This is a genomic window from Bordetella muralis (assembly GCF_054781015.1).
Genome location: NZ_BAAGVF010000005.1, coordinates 195,476 through 213,843, shown reverse-complemented (window position 1 = coordinate 213,843; position 18,368 = coordinate 195,476). Strand labels below are relative to the sequence as shown.

At 58.6% G+C, this 18,368-nt stretch carries 14 protein-coding genes; 5 read left to right on the top strand and 9 right to left on the bottom strand.

The window, feature by feature from the left end:
* Positions 1-558: 558 nt before the first annotated feature.
* Entirely contained in the window at positions 559-2,022 is a 1,464-nt protein-coding gene (rng, locus tag ACYVIT_RS11010; protein ID WP_415807931.1) for a ribonuclease G, read from the top strand.
* Between the two features lie 168 nt (positions 2,023-2,190).
* Here rng and ACYVIT_RS11005 read toward each other — a convergent pair whose 3' ends face one another.
* Together ACYVIT_RS11005 and msbA are read right to left on the bottom strand one after the other, a co-directional pair.
* On the bottom strand, positions 2,191-2,910 hold the full coding sequence (locus ACYVIT_RS11005) for a TerC family protein (RefSeq protein ID WP_415807932.1): 720 nt from the start codon (positions 2,908-2,910) through the stop codon (positions 2,191-2,193).
* Positions 2,911-3,236: 326 nt separating this feature from the next.
* Complete coding sequence (gene msbA, locus ACYVIT_RS11000; protein ID WP_415807933.1) at positions 3,237-5,012, bottom strand: lipid A export permease/ATP-binding protein MsbA; 1,776 nt, start codon at positions 5,010-5,012, stop codon at positions 3,237-3,239.
* 129 nt (positions 5,013-5,141) lie between these two features.
* On the opposite strand from msbA, the gene ACYVIT_RS10995 reads away from it, so the two are divergent.
* Genes ACYVIT_RS10995 through ACYVIT_RS10985 form a run of 3 tightly spaced genes read left to right on the top strand, consistent with a single transcriptional unit; the run spans position 5,142 to position 7,116 of the window.
* Positions 5,142-6,053 (top strand): glycosyltransferase family 9 protein, encoded by a 912-nt coding sequence (locus ACYVIT_RS10995; protein ID WP_415807934.1) that lies wholly within the window; start codon positions 5,142-5,144, stop codon positions 6,051-6,053.
* Between the two features lie 14 nt (positions 6,054-6,067).
* On the top strand, positions 6,068-6,832 hold the full coding sequence (locus tag ACYVIT_RS10990) for a YdcF family protein (RefSeq protein ID WP_415807935.1): 765 nt from the start codon (positions 6,068-6,070) through the stop codon (positions 6,830-6,832).
* Positions 6,833-6,834: 2 nt separating this feature from the next.
* Positions 6,835-7,116, top strand: a complete 282-nt coding sequence (locus ACYVIT_RS10985; protein WP_415807936.1) for a YkgJ family cysteine cluster protein — start codon at positions 6,835-6,837, stop codon at positions 7,114-7,116.
* Between the two features lie 103 nt (positions 7,117-7,219).
* Here the strand turns inward: ACYVIT_RS10985 and ACYVIT_RS10980 are convergent, their stop codons facing one another.
* The 5 genes from ACYVIT_RS10980 to dnaE all read right to left on the bottom strand — a co-directional run bounded on the left by ACYVIT_RS10980 (position 7,220) and on the right by dnaE (position 14,656).
* Positions 7,220-8,353: a glycosyltransferase gene (locus tag ACYVIT_RS10980; protein WP_415807937.1), complete on the bottom strand. Its 1,134-nt coding sequence runs from the start codon at positions 8,351-8,353 to the stop codon at positions 7,220-7,222.
* 9 nt (positions 8,354-8,362) lie between these two features.
* Entirely contained in the window at positions 8,363-9,112 is a 750-nt protein-coding gene (locus tag ACYVIT_RS10975; protein ID WP_415807938.1) for a glycosyltransferase family 2 protein, read from the bottom strand.
* Complete coding sequence (locus tag ACYVIT_RS10970) at positions 9,109-9,960, bottom strand: polysaccharide deacetylase family protein (protein WP_415807939.1); 852 nt, start codon at positions 9,958-9,960, stop codon at positions 9,109-9,111. Before ACYVIT_RS10970 ends, ACYVIT_RS10975 begins: the two co-directional genes overlap by 4 nt.
* A 104-nt stretch (positions 9,961-10,064) precedes the next feature.
* The gene (locus ACYVIT_RS10965; protein ID WP_415807940.1) at positions 10,065-11,165 is read right to left on the bottom strand and encodes a glycosyltransferase family 4 protein; all 1,101 of its coding nucleotides are present in this window, start codon (positions 11,163-11,165) and stop codon (positions 10,065-10,067) included.
* Positions 11,165-14,656: a DNA polymerase III subunit alpha gene (dnaE, locus tag ACYVIT_RS10960; protein ID WP_415807941.1), complete on the bottom strand. Its 3,492-nt coding sequence runs from the start codon at positions 14,654-14,656 to the stop codon at positions 11,165-11,167. The genes ACYVIT_RS10965 and dnaE overlap by 1 nt, the downstream gene beginning before the upstream one ends.
* A 123-nt stretch (positions 14,657-14,779) precedes the next feature.
* Between dnaE and lpxO the strand changes: the two genes are divergently transcribed.
* The gene (lpxO, locus tag ACYVIT_RS10955) at positions 14,780-15,679 is read left to right on the top strand and encodes a lipid A hydroxylase LpxO (protein WP_415807942.1); all 900 of its coding nucleotides are present in this window, start codon (positions 14,780-14,782) and stop codon (positions 15,677-15,679) included.
* Between the two features lie 82 nt (positions 15,680-15,761).
* Here the strand turns inward: lpxO and ACYVIT_RS10950 are convergent, their stop codons facing one another.
* Complete coding sequence (locus tag ACYVIT_RS10950) at positions 15,762-16,775, bottom strand: ankyrin repeat domain-containing protein (RefSeq protein ID WP_415807943.1); 1,014 nt, start codon at positions 16,773-16,775, stop codon at positions 15,762-15,764.
* 112 nt (positions 16,776-16,887) lie between these two features.
* Positions 16,888-18,279: an L-serine ammonia-lyase gene (locus ACYVIT_RS10945; protein WP_415807944.1), complete on the bottom strand. Its 1,392-nt coding sequence runs from the start codon at positions 18,277-18,279 to the stop codon at positions 16,888-16,890.
* Between the last annotated feature and the right edge of the window lie 89 nt (positions 18,280-18,368).

The following is an 18,368-nucleotide window of genomic DNA, read 5'->3' as shown; positions in this document are numbered from 1 at the left end:
CTGCTACTGTGTCAGCAGCAGAGAAACGAGATTATGAAGGCTTTTTTTCACGCTGTCAAATCGATTTATTTCGCCGATCTGAACTCTTCATCACCTCACAGCCACCAGGTCGCCCCAGCCGCTGCCTCGGTCATTCGGGATATCAGGGTTAACCCTAACCTCACCAACTGCCGAGCCCGAAATATTAACACACTTTTTAAATTCGGTGCAACTAGATCTCAAACAATCATCATCGCGGGAATTTACTGCGTTACCACTTCGGCCCCACCGCCTGATCCCGTCTCAATCGAAACTGCGTTTCGTCTGAATTCGTGTTCAAGCAGCGAAGGAGCGAGACTATACACGATATTTTAAGGCGTTGGCAAATCGGCCGATAAATCTGCAAATAATTTGGGGACAAGGCTGATTCGGACTGATTTCCGCGCCGTTTTGTCCTGTACAACCGGGGTGCATCGACCATATCAGCCCATCTATTCACTATAAAGCGATATAAAGCTCGGCAGCCCTCTGTCACCGTTTACTATTCAAGTTGAATCCACGATAACGCGACCTGAGCTTATGAGCGAAGACATCCTGATCAATATCACCCCCTTTGAAACACGGGTTGCCCTGGTGGAACAGGGCGCAGTACAGGAGTTGCACGTAGAACGCAGTATTCAGCGCGGACATGTGGGAAATATTTATCTGGGCCGTGTGGTGCGGGTGCTGCCCGGGATGCAGAGTGCCTTTATAGAGATAGGCCTGGAGCGCGCCGCTTTTATTCATATAGCGGATCTGCGAGAGAACCGCAGCGAACGCAGCCAGGGCCTGACCCCTACGCCTATCGAAAAGCTGTTATTTGAGGGTCAGACCCTGATGGTGCAGGTGATCAAAGACCCGCTGGGCACCAAAGGCGCCCGCCTTTCGACCCAAATCAGTATCGCCGGCCGTATGCTGGTGTACTTGCCGCATGACCCGCATATTGGCATCTCGCAAAAGATTGACTCGGAGGCCGAGCGGATTCAATTGCGCGAACGCCTGCAGGCACTCATCCCTGAGGACGAGAAAGGTGGCTTGATCGTACGTACGCAAGCCGAAGGCGCCACGGACGATGAGCTGAGTGCGGATCTGGAGTACCTGCGTAAGCTCTGGGCGAGCGTACAGGCCGCGGCTCGCAGCAATCCCGCCCCCGCCCTGCTGCATCATGATCTGACGCTCGAGCAACGCGTGCTGCGCGACATGGTTGGCGTCAATACGGGAGTCATCCAGGTAGATTCGCGCACGACGACCACCTCACTGATCGAGTGGGCTCGTCTCTATACGCCATCGGTGGCGGACCGTATTCAACATTACAGCGGCGAGCGGCCGCTATTCGATACGGCCAATGTGGATGCCGAGATCGCACGAGCCCTGTCACGCCGGGTAGATCTGAAATCAGGGGGATACCTGATTATTGACCAGACGGAAGCGCTGACCACCGTGGACGTCAATACGGGTGGCTTTGTGGGTGGCCGTAATTTCGATGACACGATTTTCAAGACCAATCTGGAGGCGGCTCAAGCTATTGCTCGCCAATTGCGGCTGCGTAATCTGGGGGGCATTGTTATCCTCGATTTCATCGATATGGAGGATCTGGAGCACCGCGAAACGGTGTTGGCCGAACTAAAAAAGGCGCTGGCGCGTGATCGCACCCGTATGACGGTAAACGGATTTACCCAATTGGGGCTGGTGGAGATGACGCGCAAACGCACGCGGGACTCGCTGGCGCATCAGTTGTGTGAGCCCTGCCCCATGTGCGAGTCGCGGGGGAATGTGCGCACGGCCCGTACGGTCTGCTATGAAATCCTGCGTGAGATTTTGCGCGAAGCGCGTCAGTTCAATCCGCGCGAGTTCCGTATTCTGGCCTCGCAAAATGTCGTGGATCTGTTCCTGGAAGAAGAAAGCCAGCATCTGGCGATGCTGGGGGATTTCGTCGGCAAGCCCGTCTCGCTGGAAGTCGAGACGGCTTATTCGCAAGAGCAATACGACATTATCCTGGTTTGAAGGGCATCGTTTCTCAGCGAAGCGGGTCTGACCAGTGGCCGCATTCTGGGACATGGACAGGTTGACCGTACCCACACAAAGACCGATATAAAACGATTTTGCTCTCAATAGGCGGAGCTATTTTGAAGTCTGACTGAGCCTGGCCGGCTCCGGATATATTAGTTACGTTTAAAGCAAGTCACGCGACTTTTGCTCCCGCCTGCGGTGGTACGCGGCCAGCCGCTTGCCCACGGCAACGACAACGAATGCACCCGCCAACTCTGCGGCAAGCTTGGCCGCTGTAGTGGGCTGCCCCAGGCGCTGCACAAAGTAGCTGTCTGTGATGAACATGCCGCCCGCAATCCACCCTAGCAGCCCTGCCCCGAACGCAACCAACAGGGGAAAACGGTCTATCAGCTTCAGTAATAGGGTGCTGCCCCAGATGATGATGGGCACGCTGACAAGCAGGCCAAAAATGACGTAGAAGATCTGGTGGTCGGCATGGGTATTTTCAGCAGCCCCCGCAATGGCGATGACATTGTCCAGACTCATCGCAAAATCCGCCACGATGATGGTTTTGACTGCCGTCAGCACAGACGCCGTACTTTGGATCTTGTCGTGGCTGCCGGATTGAGGGACCATCAATTTGATGCCGATCCAGAGCAGCAGCAGGCAACCGAAGACTTTGAGAAACGGCACGCTCAGTAAGGCCAAAGCAAAACTGATCAGGACGACGCGCAGCATGACGGCGCCGGCGCTGCCCCATAGAACGCCCTGCATGCGCTTGTCCGGGGGCAAACCGCGACAGGCCAAGGCAATCACGACGGCGTTATCGCCCCCCAACAGGAGATCGATAAGGATGATTTGAAATACCGCCCCCCAATGAAGGGTCTGCAGAAACTCTAGCATTGGCGTACCCGGATCTGTATAGATATTGCCAGAGACATCGACGTGCCAAGGCTTCGTCCGCACTCAGGGCAACACAAGGGCGCTGTCATGGCGGATTCCCACCATTGCAGCGGAATCAGATCAGTTTACCTTCAGCCAATTGTCAGGACACGTCAACGCACAGACTTCACGGTGCGTGTGACGCCAAGTTTGCTGTCATGGACGGGGAAACGGCGGTTGCCGGCAGGGCCACAGCATCCAGGGATGGGCACCGAAGTGTATCGGCCATCGACCGGCACGACACGCGGTGAACCTCGGATGAATGGCTCACCGCGCGAAAAAGCGAGTCAGTCCTCGCGGAATTGCATGTTGTAGAGCGAAGCATAGAGGCCCTGGGCTGCCAATAGCTCGGCATGCGGGCCTTGCTCAACAATACGGCCGCCATCCAGAACGATGATGCGGTCGGCGTTTTGCACGGTGGAGAGACGATGTGCAATCACCAGCGTGCTGCGGCCGCGCATGAGGCGCTCGAGCGACGCCTGAACTTGACGTTCGGACTCGTTATCGAGTGCCGAAGTCGCCTCGTCCAGAATCAGGATAGGGGCATTTTTAATCAGCGCGCGGGCAATCGCCAAGCGTTGACGTTGCCCACCCGACAAGCGGGCGGCATTTTCGCCGACGGCACTGTGCATGCCCTGCGGCAGGCCATCGACGAACTCGAGCAGGTTGGCAGCGGCCAACGCATCGCGTATCTGTTCGTCGCTCGCCTGCCCTAATGCCCCGTAACCCACGTTGGCGGCGATGGTGTCGTCAAATAACACTACGTCCTGACTGACCAAGGACAAATGGGAACGCAGGCTGCGCAACGTCAGTTCATTGATCGGTACATCGTCGATCAGGATATCGCCCGACCCCGGCAGGACGAAACGCGGCAGCATATTGGCCAGTGTGGTCTTGCCGCTGCCTGAACGTCCGACCAAGGCGACAGTCTGCCCGGGTTCGATCTGAAAGGAAACGTCGTGCAAGGTGTCGCGCTCGGCATCGGGAAAGCGATGCGTGACCTGACGGAACTCGATGCGCCCGCGCACCGGCTCGGGCAAGGTGCGTTTGCCGGTATCGACTTCGGGCTCCTGATCGATCAGGGTAAAGACGCTCTCTGCGGCCACCAGCATTTTCTGCATTTTGCCGGCGAGGTTGGTCAGGCGTTTGATGGGGTCGAAAATCTGGGCCAGCGCAGCCATAAAAGACGCAAAGCTACCGACGGTCAGATTGCCGTGATTGGCCTGGCTGAGCGCTACGGCGATGATGGCAGCCACAGAGATCGAGATGCAGACCTGGGTCAGCGGCGTCATGGCAGCATCGGCCGTGGCAGTCCGCATGGCGAAGCGGCGCAAACGCGCATTCACGAAAGCAAAACGGCCGCGCTCGGCCTCATAGCCGTCGAACAGCTTGATGACGCGCTGGCCATTGATACCCTCGCTGGCGACACGGGTCAACTCGGCGTTCATATTGACCGTTTCGCGATTGATGCGACGCAGGCGCCGAATGAAGGTACGCGCAATCAGCACAGAAACGGGCAACATGACCAGGATGATCAGCGTCAACATCCAGGACATGTACAGCAGCACGCAAATCAACGCGATCACGACGAGCGTTTCGCGTACCAGGACGGTGAGCACATCGGTGGCGTAGCCAGTGACGTTGCCGGCGTCGATGGTAAAGCGATTGAGCAGCCGGCCGGTATCGCCGCGCTTGAAGTCCGCATCGGGCAACCCCAGCAGCCGCTCGAACATGTCACGGCGCATGCCGAGCAGGACATTATTGGCCACCCAGGCCAACAAGTAATCGCTGAAAAAGTTACATACTCCCCGCAAGAAGATCAGACCCACCACGGCGAGGGGGATCGCCCACACGTAATACGGCTTGGTGCCGGCGAAACCCTCATCGAGCAGGGGCTTCATGATGATGGCCAGCGTCGGCTGCGTGGCGGCGGCGCCAGCCATCAGCAAGATAGCCAGCAGCAGGCCCTTCCAGTAGGAACCGACGCGGCTGTAGACGCGTTTCCAGAGTTCGGACTTGACCGGATGAGATCCAGCGGGTGCGTGACGTGCGTCAGAATTCAAGAGGGGGCTCGCTTTTATACAATTGTGCTCGGGATTGTACCGTTCGACCGTTCCAAGGAACCGAAGTTGCCCACATCAGAGATTTCTTGCCTGTATGTCCGCCTGCCCAATTGGGTCGGCGATGTTTGCATGAGCCTGCCTAGCCTGGCCCTGCTGAGCGCAACTGGCTTGCCAGTTGTCGTCTGCGCACGCCCCTGGGCGCGCGATTTGCTGGACGGTGTGGTCAAACATGACTTCATCCCCATGAAGGGCCGTCTGAAGGAGGATTACCGCGCCGTGCGCGACCATCGGCGCAATTGGGGGGCGGCCGCGAAGCGAGTGCGGGGCGTGACCCTGCCCGACTCTCTCTCGAGTGCTGCGACGTTTCGGCTGGCCGGAATTCCCAGCGCCGGCTATCGGGACGATGGACGCAGCCTGCTATTGCGCTGGCCGATTGCCAAGCCGGACCCCAGCCTGCACGCCGTGCAATCCTGGTATTACCTGACACGCAGCGCTTTGACGCGTTGGGGACTGCCGGCAGGTACGGAACAGCCCGGTCCAACGCTGAATTTACCCATCACGGCCGCCCAGCACGAGGCAGCAGATGCGCTGTTGCGTGAAGGCGGCCTGACAGCACAGCGTTTTGTGCTGATTGCCCCCACGGCCACCGGCCTGCACAAAGGCAAGGTTAAAGTCTGGCCACATTTTGATACGTTAACGCGTGCGTTACAGGCACGTGGCCATACCGTGGTAATGTGCCCTCCTCCTGCCGAGGTTGAGCAAGCACAGCGCAATGCGCCGACCGCGCGTCTGCTGCCTGCCACCCCTCTGGGAGCGTTTGCCGCGTTGACGACTCGCGCCTCATTGGTGATATGTAATGATTCTGGGGTATCGCATATCGCCGCGGCCGCCGATGCATCGCAACTGACGCTATTTGGTGTCACCAGTCCAGGACGTACGGGCCCCTGGTCACCGCGTGCGGTTTGCCTTGGATCGGACGGGAACTGGCCCGCTGCCGACGAAGTCGAACGTGAAATCGGCGACCTGCTGCAACCTGCTTGACCGGATTTTTTTACATGACTTTTACGACTTACCTGGCCAACCTCATCATTCCGCAGAATCTCTGCGTAACTTTGGTCGTTCTGGGTTTGGTACTGGGACTGTTTCGCCTGCGCAAGACGGGCGCAGCCCTCGCTGCCGCAGGTGTCATCTGGTTGGCTGCCTGGTCACTGCCTGCGACGTCGATATGGTTGGGAGGCTCGCTCGAGGCTCGCTACCCGCACCTGCCTGCGGCAGAACTGCCAGTCGCCGACGCCATTGTGGTCTTGGGCGGCAACACGGCGAATGGCCGAGCCAACTGGTTTTTACCCTACGATAAGGACACCGCGATCGTGCGGGTGGATACCGCCACGAATCTGTACAAGGCCGGGCGCGCGCCCAAAGTGGTCTTGTCGGGTGGGGCGCTGGAAGGCGATATCAGCGAGGCTCGCGGCATGGCCTATACGATGAAGCAACAAGGCGTCCCCGAGAGCGCCCTGGTGCTGGAAAACGCCAGCCGCACGACCTATGAAAATGCCACGCAGACCGAAGAGGAACTGAAAGAGCATGGATTCAAGCGCATCCTGCTGGTGACTTCCGCGCTGCATATGCCGCGCGCGATGGCCGCCTTTTCCAAGCAAGGCGTGTCCGCCATTCCGGCCTCGACACCGCCACAGATTTTCTTGCCGCCCGATGGGTCGGTGACGCCTTGGTTACCGCATATGCGAACGCTCGATGCCAGCCGCAGCATTATCAAGGAATATGCCGGCCTGCTCGTGTATTGGTTGCGGGGATGGGTGTAAACGTGGGTGCCGCCATTGAATGCCGTGCAGGGTGCGGTGCATGCTGCACGGCGCCCTCGATTTCCAGCGCGATTCCAGGCATGCCGCACGGCAAGCCGGCGGGTGTGCCGTGTATCCAACTGGATGACATGATGCGTTGCCGGATTTTTGGCCAGCCTGAGCGGCCATCCTGTTGCTCGGGCCTGCAGCCCTCGTTGGAAATGTGCGGCCGGGATCGCGATGATGCACTTCAGTGGTTGGCGCGCCTCGAGCTCGAAACCTCGCCACTGAAGCATCCCGTGTGATGGCGCCCTGATCAGCGGATTAACGGCATACCGAGATGGTAGCGGCCTGCCACGATGAGAACCGCTGAGAGATAAACATCGTCAACACGTCTCTGGTGTCAACTCAAGCCGACACGGTATTTCGATAAACGTCCAAGGTCGCACGAGCAAAATCGTCGAGACCAAAAAAGTCGACGGCACTACGCCGCGCTGCGGCGCCCATGATGGATACCCGGCTGGGATCTTGCAACATCACGGTCAAGGTTCGAGCAATAGCGGGAACATCGCGCACAGGCACGATCCAGCCATCTTCGCCGTCTCGCACATTTTCCGGCAGGCCGCCCGCATTGCTTACCAATGCAGGCAAGCCCAGCGACATCACCTCTCGACAGGCATACGACAAGGCTTCGCGATAGGAAAGCACGAAGCCGACATGGCAGCAGGCCAGCGCATCCCGGACGTCGTCCAGCAAGCCAGGGAAAAAGACCTGGTCCTGCATGCCTGCCGCGCGTACGCGTGCGCGCTTGTCGTCATTCGGGAGATCGCCTGCCACGAGTATGAAAATGCGTTCGCGCAGATCTGCAGGGAGACTGCCTGCAGCATCGACCAGATCGAGCCATCCCTTTGCGTAATCGGTGCCGCCAGCGCTACCAAGCAGCAAACGACCGCGCCACGAGGGACCGAAATAGTGATCGCGCAGCGTTTCTACCGAGGATTCGGCGTCCGGAGACTGCGTAACATCAAGCGGAGCAAAATAATCGGTATCGATGCCATGCCGGATCGTAGTGATCGGCACACGCCGGTATGGCGATGCCATCACCATAGTCCGCACAAAGTCGCTGACGGCAATGACATGATCCGTCGCCATGGCAGCCCGCATGCGATGGCCCAAGGAATCCAGCGGGTGATCGTTATGCTTGGTGAACACGACGCGCGGACGATGGCGCATGCCGATCAATGCGAGCATGACCTGCTTATGGTCCGCCGAACCGTTGACGTGAATGATGTCGTAACGCTCCTGCGCAATCAGACGCCTCAATGCCGCGCGTTCGCCAAACCAGGATGACAGCCGCGTCGTGAAACGCATGCCAACGGTGCGCACACCGGGAATGGCGCCTGCATAGCGAAACAGCCGGCTCGTATCCGGCGCAGCCACGGTGATCTCATGATCACCCGCCAGCGCTTTTGCCAGACTGGTGATGTAGGTCGTATGGCCGCCGCCGTTACGCGGGTGGAAATTGGTGTAAAGGATCTTCACTGCAGAGAATTATTTACCCTGGTCAGACAGAAAGCTGAGCTTGGCGTAGCGAAAAAAACTGCCTGCCGCTGCCGTCACTGCCAGCACCAAGCCGTGGCGTCCGTCCAGAAACCCTCGACGAATCAAATAAATACGCACAAAAGTCCAAAAGCCATGTCCCAGTGCGCTGAACACCGTCGCCCGTTTGCCACGGGCGTACATCATTGCTGCGGCATCCGAAGAATAACGGTTGACCTTGTTGATCAGCGCATCCAGATTGGGATAAGGATAATGTTCGAAATGCCCCTTCAGTTGCAATACGGGGCCTTGCGGCACGACACGTTCGTGTACTGCAGCATCGGTAAAGCGCCCGGTGCTGCGCTTGAACAAGCGCAGCACATAGTCGGGCCACCAGCCACTGTGGCGAATGAAACGGCCACAGAATTCCGACAACCGAGGGATGTCATAAGCGTCGGCCTTCGGTGCCGCGAGTACTGCCTGGATCTCGCGGGCCAGCTCGGGGGTGACGCGCTCGTCGGCGTCAATGGACAGCACCCAATCGCCAGTGGCCAGATCAAGCGCACGATTTTTCTGTGGCCCGAATCCCGGCCAATCGGGCGTGATTTCGACGCGTGCGCCAAAATCGCGCGCGAGCTCAACGGTATTGTCGGTGCTGCCGGAATCCACCACGATGAATTCGTCGGCAAAGGCCACCGATTCCAGGCACCCCACGATGTGCTTGGCCTCGTTTTTGGTGATGATGATGACCGAGAGCTTCATTTGCGATTCCTCAGCCGTCTTTTCCACGCTTTCCAGGCGTGATAACGCGGGCCCACGATGGGATGACGGGACATCCAGATGCGGCGGTTCAGCCAGGATCCGCCGAGGTTGCGCACCGCAAAACGATAGATGTGCTCGGGATTGGTGCCCGGCAGGTTTTGACCCAAGGCATCGGTGGTGTACAGATGTTTGAAGCCCGCCTCGCGGGCCATCTGTACGTAGTCGTCGTCAAAATAGCCTTGTGGCCAGCACAGATGATCACTGACGTCACCCAGCTGGTGGACGAGGGCCGCACGGGAATCTGTTAATTCTTGGGCAACGTGCTCGCGCTTGGCAGCGACGTCAGGGCCGCATTCCTTGTCCCAACGAGTATGGGTATGCGTATGGGAATGCACCTCGAAGGTCCCGGCCGCCAACATCGCGCGCACCTCACTCCAGCGCAACATCACTTCGTCAGTGCGGCCTTCGGCGACCAGGCGTTTGCTTTCATGATGATCGGGCGAATGCGGCACGGGTAAGCCCTGCCCCTCGTAAGGCCGCACGTCTCCCTGACCGAGCCAGCCTGTAATCAGAAACAGGATGGCTTTCATGCCATGGCGTTGCAGAATCGGATGCGCGTAGGTCCAGTTATTCAGATAGCCGTCGTCAAAGGTGATGAGAACGGATTTTTCCGGAACGGTGCCGCCGGCCAGATAATCGGCGAACTGCTGCGCGCTCAGCGAGGTATAGCCTGCGCGGGCCAAGCCTGCGATCTGTTGTTCGAACACCTCGGGCGTCACGGCAATCATGCCGCCAGCCGGGTGAACGTGGTGATACATCAGGACGGGAACGTTGGGCGCGTTAGACATGCGGGTTCACTCTTGAGCACGTTACGCCAGAACGGCGCGGCTGCTGGGCTGGGCCGCATGACCGTTGGTGCGGGTCGCGGACGCGAGATCACTGGTGACAGGGTTCACGATCGGCGCTCCGCCAACCATTTACGGTATACCGCCTCGGTGTTCTCCGCCAAACGCGCGGGAGAAAACACGCCCTCTTCCCACACCATGCGACGGCCGGCTTCGCCCATTTCGCGGCGCAGTTCGGGGTTGTCGATCAAGCGCTCCAACGCGCTTTGCAATGCGGCGTGATCATGCAGCGGCACCAGGATGCCGGTCACGCCGTCGCGCATCATTTCGGATACGCCGCCGACATCCGTACCAATGACCGGCAGGCCTGCGGCTTCGGCCTCGACGTATACCGTGCCGGACGCCTCTTGTTCGGTGGCCAGCGCAAACAGATCAAAGCCCGCGAGCAGGTTGGGCACATCGCGCCGCGTCCCCATCAGGTGGATGCGGTCCTGCAGGCCCAGTTCCTGAATGTAGGCCTGGGTGTTTTCGAACGTCGGCGAACCAGAGCCCACGAATACCATGTGCAGCTTGGGCCGTGTCGCCATCAAGGGGCGCATGGCATCGATCAGGCTCTTATGGCCTTTGGCTGCGCGCATCACGGCGACACAGCCCACGACGATATCGTCCTCGGCCAAGCCCAACTCGCCGCGCAATGTCGAGTGTTCGACAGGCGGCGGCAGAACAACGGGGGAATACAGCGTGGCGGTATGTTCGGCCGGCACACCCCGGCTGACCAAATAACGGCGCACATATTCGCTGACCGTGGTGACGCGATGCGGCAGCCAGGTGTAGGACAGCATGGATCCGACTTTACTGGCTAGATGGCGCGTGCGCACGATGAGCGGCGTACCGGCCAAACGTCCCGCCGTGCCGGCAATCAGGGTATCGATACGGCTATGCGTATTGACCACATCGTAATTGCCCTCCAGCAGAATGCGCCGCACGGCGACGACACCCTGCAGATATTTGACCAGGCCGCCCATGGGCACGGTATGCACCGTAAACCCCGCGTCACGCAGACGCGGTACCAACTGGGCTTGCGGCTGGCAAACGGCCTCGATGTGATGGCCGCGCGCGCGCATAGCATGCATTTCCTTGAAAATGCGGTGTTCTTGCCCGCCAAACGCGACGGCCGCCTCGGAGTGGAGTATGCGTAGCGGTTGCATCAGTAGGTCACCTCTACCCCGTCAGGATTAGCCCAGGCGGTCAGGTTGTCAAGCAAGGTATCGGCCATGCGCACACGCCATTCCTCACCCAGCCGTACCGTGCACAAGAAGTTGTCACGCTCGTAAATAATATCAACGGGCACGCCAGGAACGCCATTTTCGGGCTCGGCCCGGAATGGGTTGAGCATCTGGTAGAGGCGTTTGGCGTCGGCCTGGCCGTTGAGCTTGACGCGTAGCGATTTGGCGCGCGCCTCGCGAGCCAACTGCAAATCGTAAAGCTGATCCGCCACGATGCGCATGCCGCCCGAATAATCGTCATTGCTGACTTTGCCCTGGACGATGATCAACTGGTCTTCGCGCAGGCGGGAACGGTGTTTTTCGTACAGCTCGTTGAAGACGGAAATTTCCAATTGGGCGGTGCCGTCATCGAGAACTGCGAATACCATTTTGCCGCGTCGGGTCATCATCGTGCGCACGCCCGCCAACACGCCGCACATCCATTGCAAATCTCGCTGTGGTTCGATACGTGCAAGCTGCGTAGGCACGATGCGGCGGACTTCGTCGCGCCAGTGATCGAACAAATGGCCGCTGAAGTAATAGCCGAGCGCGGATTTTTCCTCGGTCAGCTTGGCATGCAGGTTCCACGGGGCGACTTTGCTGAGTTCGCCTGCGACCACGTCGCCGCTGTCGTCTCCAAACAAGGAGGCCTGATTCGCGCTGCGAGCAGCCTGCTCGGCGGCGTCCATCGCGGTGCTGACCGAGGCCAGCATGGCCGCGCGGTTGGGCTCGATGGTGTCAAACGCACCGGCGCGAATCAAGGCCTCGATCGTACGCCGATTCACGGCATGCTTGTTGACGCGCCGACAGAAGTCGAAAAGATTTGCAAACGGACCATCTGCCTGGCGTGCACGCAGGATTTCTTCGACGGCGCCCTGCCCTGTTCCTTTGACTGCCCCCAGACCATAGCGCATGGTGCGCGGCGGTTTGCCCTGTTTGGTGTGCTCGTCTTGAACAGGCTCGAACCGGTAACCCGACGCGTTGACGTCGGGCGGCAGCACCAACACGCCGTTTTCCTGAGCATCGCGGCAGAAAATCTGCACTTTGTCCGTGTCGTCCATATCCGACGACATCGTGGCGGCCAAAAACTCGGTGGGGTGATAGGCCTTGAGCCAGGCGGTCTGATAGGAGATCAGCGCATAGGCCGCCGAGTGCGATTTGTTAAAACCGTAGCCGGCGAATTTTTCCATCAAGTCGAACAGCTTGACGGCCAGATCCGGGTCATGGCCCTTTTCCTTGGCGCCCTTTTCGAACAACTCGCGGTGCTTGGCCATTTCCTCGGGCTTTTTCTTGCCCATGGCGCGGCGCAGCAGGTCTGCGCCGCCCAGCGAGTAGCCGCCGATGATCTGCGAGATCAACATCACCTGTTCTTGGTAGACGATGACCCCGTAGGTGCTTTTCAGCGTGTTTTCCAGATCGGGGTGGAAATAATCCACCGCCGCACGTCCGTGTTTACGGTTGACGAAGTCATCCACCATCCCGGATTCCAACGGACCCGGCCGGTAGAGCGCCAACATAGCGATGATGTCTTCGAAGTTGCTGGGCCGGAGCTTTTTCAACAGCTCTTTCATCCCGCGCGATTCCAGCTGGAACACAGCCGTCGTGTTGGCATCGCACAGAATTTTGTAGGCAGCCTGATCGTCGAGCTCGAGCGACATGATGTCGAACTCGCGCTTGGATTCATTAAACTGGCGTACATAGCGCACGGCCCAGTCCAGAATCGTCAAGTTTCGCAGCCCCAGAAAGTCAAACTTCACCAGGCCCGCAGCCTCGACGTCGTCTTTATCGAACTGCGACACCGCGCTGTTTTCCTGGCCCGGCTGGCAATACAGGGGGCAGAAATCGGTGAGTTTGCCCGGCGCGATCAGCACCCCGCCAGCGTGCATGCCGATGTTGCGGGTCAAGCCCTCCAGGGGCTGGGCCAGGTCGACCAGCGCGCGGACTTCTTCTTCTTGTTCGTAGCGTTCTTTGAATGCCGGCTCGTCCTTCAGCGTGCGGTCGAGCGACCACGGATCGGCCGGGTTGAACGGAATCAGTTTGGACAGGCCATCGCAGAACAGGTAGGGCATGTCCAGCACCCGCCCTGCATCGCGGACAACGGCTTTTGCGCCCAGCGTACCGAACGTCGCAATCTGGCTCACGGCGTCGCGGCCGTATTTCATCTTGACGTAGTCGATGACGCGTTCGCGATTGTCCTGGCAGAAGTCGATATCGAAGTCGGGCATGGATACCCGCTCGGGATTCAGGAACCGCTCGAACAGCAAGTCGTAGCGAATCGGATCCAGATCGGTAATGCCCAGCGCGTACGCCACCAGCGAACCCGCCCCCGAGCCCCGGCCCGGGCCGACTGGCACGCCGTTATTTTTGCCCCAGTTGATAAAGTCCTGAACGATCAGGAAGTAACCCGGAAAGCCCATCTGAATGATGGTTTTGCATTCCCAGCGCAGGCGCTCGTAATACTGCTCGCGCTTGGCGTCGCGAACAGCCTGGTCGGGAAACAGGAATTCCAGGCGCTTTTCCAGGCCAGCCTCGGAGAGCTGCACCAGATAGTCATCCAGAGACACGCCCTCGGGCGTGGGGAAAATAGGCAGCCGTGGCTTGCCCAGCACCAGCGTCAGATTGCATCGCTTGGCGATTTCGACGGTATTTGCCAGCGCCGAAGGCACATCGGCAAAACGCCGCGCCATTTCCTCGGAGCTGAGCAGATACTGCTCTTTTGTGAAGCGGCGCACACGGCGCGGATCGGCCAGGATCTCGCCCTGGGAGATACATACGCGCGCCTCGTGAGCCTGAAATTCGCTTTCGTCCAGAAACTGCACGGGATGCGTGGCCACAACCGGCAGCCCAGCCTCGGCGGCCAGGCGCATGGCAGCCTGGGTATAGGCCTCATCGCCATCGGCACCGCTGCGCTGCAGCTCGATGTAAAAAGCCCCGGGGAATAATTGCCCCCATTGCCGCGCCAGCGACAACGCCGTGGCGGCATTGCCCGCATCCAGGGCATGCCCGATATCGCCGCCCCGCCCCCCGGAGAGCACGATCAGCCCCTCCCGGCCTGCCAGCCACTCACGGCGGATTTCGGCACGGCCTCTACCCTGATTGGTCAAAAAAGACTGAGTCAGCAGCTCGCAGAGGTTCAGATAGCCTTTGTGGTTGCGTACGAGCAACAGCAAACGGAAAGGCTTGTCGGGGTCATCGTCGTTGGTCAGCCAGACATCGCAGCCCGCAATGGGTTTCACCCCCTTTCCACGCGCGCCTTTATAGAACTTGATCAGCCCGAAAATATTGGACAGATCCGTGAGGGCCACGGCTGGCTGGCCCAGTTGAGCGACCCGTTTGATCAGGTCGGGCACGCGCACAATACCATCCACCACCGAGAACTCGGAATGGACGCGCAAATGGACAAAGGCAGGCTGGGAGATAACGGCTTCAGACATGCTCGGAATTGTACCTAGTCGGCCGTCTGGGCGGGTACGCCAAGCCCTCACTCCGTCATATTTTGCCAAGCTATGAGAAAATAGGTTGTCTTTTACCGATTGGCTCACTACGAGCTGTGCGTTATGAAGTGGCTGATTCTTGTTATCTGGCTGGCCTCCATCCTGTTTGCACATTTTCGGGGCCGTGTGCGTCTGCGTCTTTCTCGGCAACTGTTAGACCAGTCCGCGCTGCTCGCGCCAGTCAATGCATTTATGGTGCTGTGTTCCCGTGTGCCGACGACTCCCTATCTGCCCTCGCGCGAGATTCCCGAGTTGCAGATGCTGGATGACAACTGGGAAGTCATTCGTGACGAAGCACTGAAAATGGCCGAGCTGCGCCGTATCAAAGCCGCCGAGAAGCATGACGACATCGGCTTTAATTCGTTTTTCAAATATGGGTGGAAGCGGTTTTATCTGAAGTGGTATGACGCCCGTCACCCCTCGGCCGAGGAACTGTGCCCTCGTACCGTCGCCATTCTGAAAGGCCTGCCTAAAGTCAAAGCGGCCATGTTTGCCGAACTGCCCCCGGGCGGCAAGCTCAACAAGCATCGTGATCCTTTTGCAGGATCACTGCGCTACCACCTGGGCCTGACTACGCCCAATGATGACAGATGCCACATCATCGTCGACGGCGAGCCGTATAGCTGGCGTGACGGTGAAAGCGTGGTGTTCGATGAAACCTATGTCCACGAAGCCCACAACCGGTCTGACGCCAACCGCATCATTTTGTTTTGCGACATCGAGCGCCCGCTGAAATGGCGATGGGCCGAGGCATTTAACCGGTGGTTCGGACGCGTCGTGATGTCGGCGGCCAGCTCGCCGAACGATGGCGGCGATCAGACCGGCGCCATCAACAAGCTGACGCATGCACACTGGGTCATCGATCAAAAGCGCAAGCAGTTCAAGGCGTGGAATCGTACGGTGTACAAGATCGCCAAAGTGGTGCTGATTGCACTGGTGGTTGTAGGATTTCTGGCGTTGTAGCCATCCATTTTGTCACCACACAGGGAACAAAAATGACATGGCGGGCAGAGATATCTCTGCCCGCCATTTTTAATCACCAGGTTTACTTGATGCGGGTGGCTGACGCCGACTTGTCAGTAACAGTTTCCCCTGACGCGGAGTACACGGGCTGATTGGCACCCACAACGACGTCTTCAATGGGTTCGTTGTCTAATTCCCTCTGGTTATACGAGCGTTCTCCAGCTTGGACGTCAGTCTCGACGATAGCGTTAGCCGAACCTGGCAATAAACTTAGCGCATACGACAACGTGTCTGCGATGGCTTCCCATGTGAGAGTCGATGCCTTCAGCAAATCGGCGCGGAAAGCATCACCAAAAATGCTACCAAGATACGCCAACATATCAGCTTGGCTAACCTGCAACGCGCACTGCACGGGATCATCGCCGTCTAAACTCTGCTCTTTGGCAATAGCGAGAGCGGTTTTCCCGTAAACATCCGTAGACGTCTTGTCCGCACCGGCGCCCACCAGCTCAGGAACGAGCGCGCAATTTTGCATCAACGCAACATGATGCAGTGCAGTACGCCCTTCGACATCTTTCGCATTGAGGTGCACCCCGTGACGACACAAATAACGCACCATGTCCGATGAATAGCTGTTTTTAATGCAATGCATCAACACCGTGCATCCGTCTTTGTCACTGACGTTGGGATTGGCGCCGCGTTTGAGCAACGCGTCCATCATGCCGGAGGATTGAGGACGCTTGGAAAGCAAAAGCAAAGGCGTCTGCCCGTCCTTGCCTGGGGCATCGATCAGCTCCTGAGGCACTTTATAGATCAGCGCCGTGACCTGATCCTGTATGTTGATCTTGGGATTCTTTATGAGATAGACCAATAGCGGCTCTTTAGTACGTGGCTCCAAGCTGCGCAGAACCGATTCAGGGATCAAATCCTGCTCTATCCAGCTATTGAGTGTTGATGCATCCTCCTGGAACAACGCATCGTAAAACTGTTCGACGGTAACGGTGCCGCCTGCGTTGGCGGATTGAAGATTGTCAACCTCGACGGGCCCGCCGGGAGTTATCGGGACGTTAGGAGTAATGCCAGAATGAATGGTCATGATTGTCGTGCTCCGCTAGAAATCCAAAAAACAGACTGGTTACAGGCCGTTAAGTAACTATGGCTTTCTATTGGTTCCACGTGCATCCAGCGCCGAGCGGCGCTCTATCCCTTCAGCACTCGACGATGTTCACCGCTAACCCCCCTCGCGCGGTTTCTTTGTATTTGGTTTTCATATCGGCGCCAGTTTCGCGCATGGTCTTGATGACTGAATCCAGCGAGACATAATGTTGGCCATTTCCACGCAGCGCCATGCGAGCCGCGTTGACGGCTTTGACAGAGGCCATGGCGTTACGCTCGATACAAGGGATCTGGACCAGACCGCCCACGGGATCACAGGTCAAACCCAGGTTGTGTTCCATCCCGATTTCGGCCGCGTTTTCGACTTGGTTCACGGAACCGCCCAGCACAGCCGCCAGCGCCCCGGCCGCCATGGAGCAGGCGACGCCGACCTCGCCCTGGCAACCGACCTCGGCACCAGAGATCGAGGCGTTGTATTTGTATAACAGGCCTATCGCTGCCGCCGTCAACAGAAAATCGCGGGCGCCCTGGGCGTTGGCGCCCGGGACAAAGCGGTCGTAATAGTGCAGTACGGCCGGGATAATGCCCGCCGCCCCGTTGGTGGGCGCCGTCACCACGCGGCCGCCCGCGGCGTTTTCCTCGTTGACGGCCATGGCGTACAGATTGACCCAGTCCATGACGGACAAGGGATCGGACAAGGTACGCTCGGCCCGCTGTGTCAGGCTGCGATATAGCTCGGGCGCACGGCGGCGTACCTTCAGCGGACCGGGCAAGTCACCATCTGCTTCGGGGTAATTGATGCCGCACCCACGGCTGACGCAATCCTGCATGACTTGCCAGATGCGATCCAGCGCGGCGTCGACCTCGGCCTGGGTACGCCACACGAGTTCGTTGCGCATCATCAACTGCGCCACCGTACAGGACTCGGCGTGGCACATCTCCATCAACTCGCGGCTGGTGCGAAAAGGAAACGGCAACTGATCGTGTGCTGCGATGATCTGGCTATTCGGTGCGCCTGCGGTCACCACAAAGCCACCACCCACCGAAAGATAACGGGCTTCGCGCAGGGAATGGCCCACCGCATCGTAGGCATGGAATTTCATGCCATTAGGGTGCTCGGCCATGGCCTCACGGCGATAAAACAGGATGTGCTCTTTCTCGATAAAAGGCACGGAAAAATGACCCAACAACGCAAGAGACTCTTTCGTGCGCACCGACTGCAGCAGCCCCGCAATCGCTGACGGGTCCACGGTGTCGGGAGCCTGCCCCATCAGCCCCAAAATGACGCCTTTGTCGGTACCGTGCCCCTTGCCGGTCGCCCCCAGGGACCCGTATAGCTCTACCCGTACCGAGGCCACCTGAGACAGCAGTTGATCCCGCTCCAAGCCCTGGGCAAATAACAGCGCGGCACGCATCGGTCCCACAGTATGAGAGCTGGATGGCCCAATGCCGATTTTAAAAAGATCAAAAGCGGAGACTGCCACGGTTAACCTCTGTAAAAGGAACGATGAGGATCATATAGACATGATACGCGGAGGACAGCGGTCCCCATCGACAATGCTGGTCAAACTGG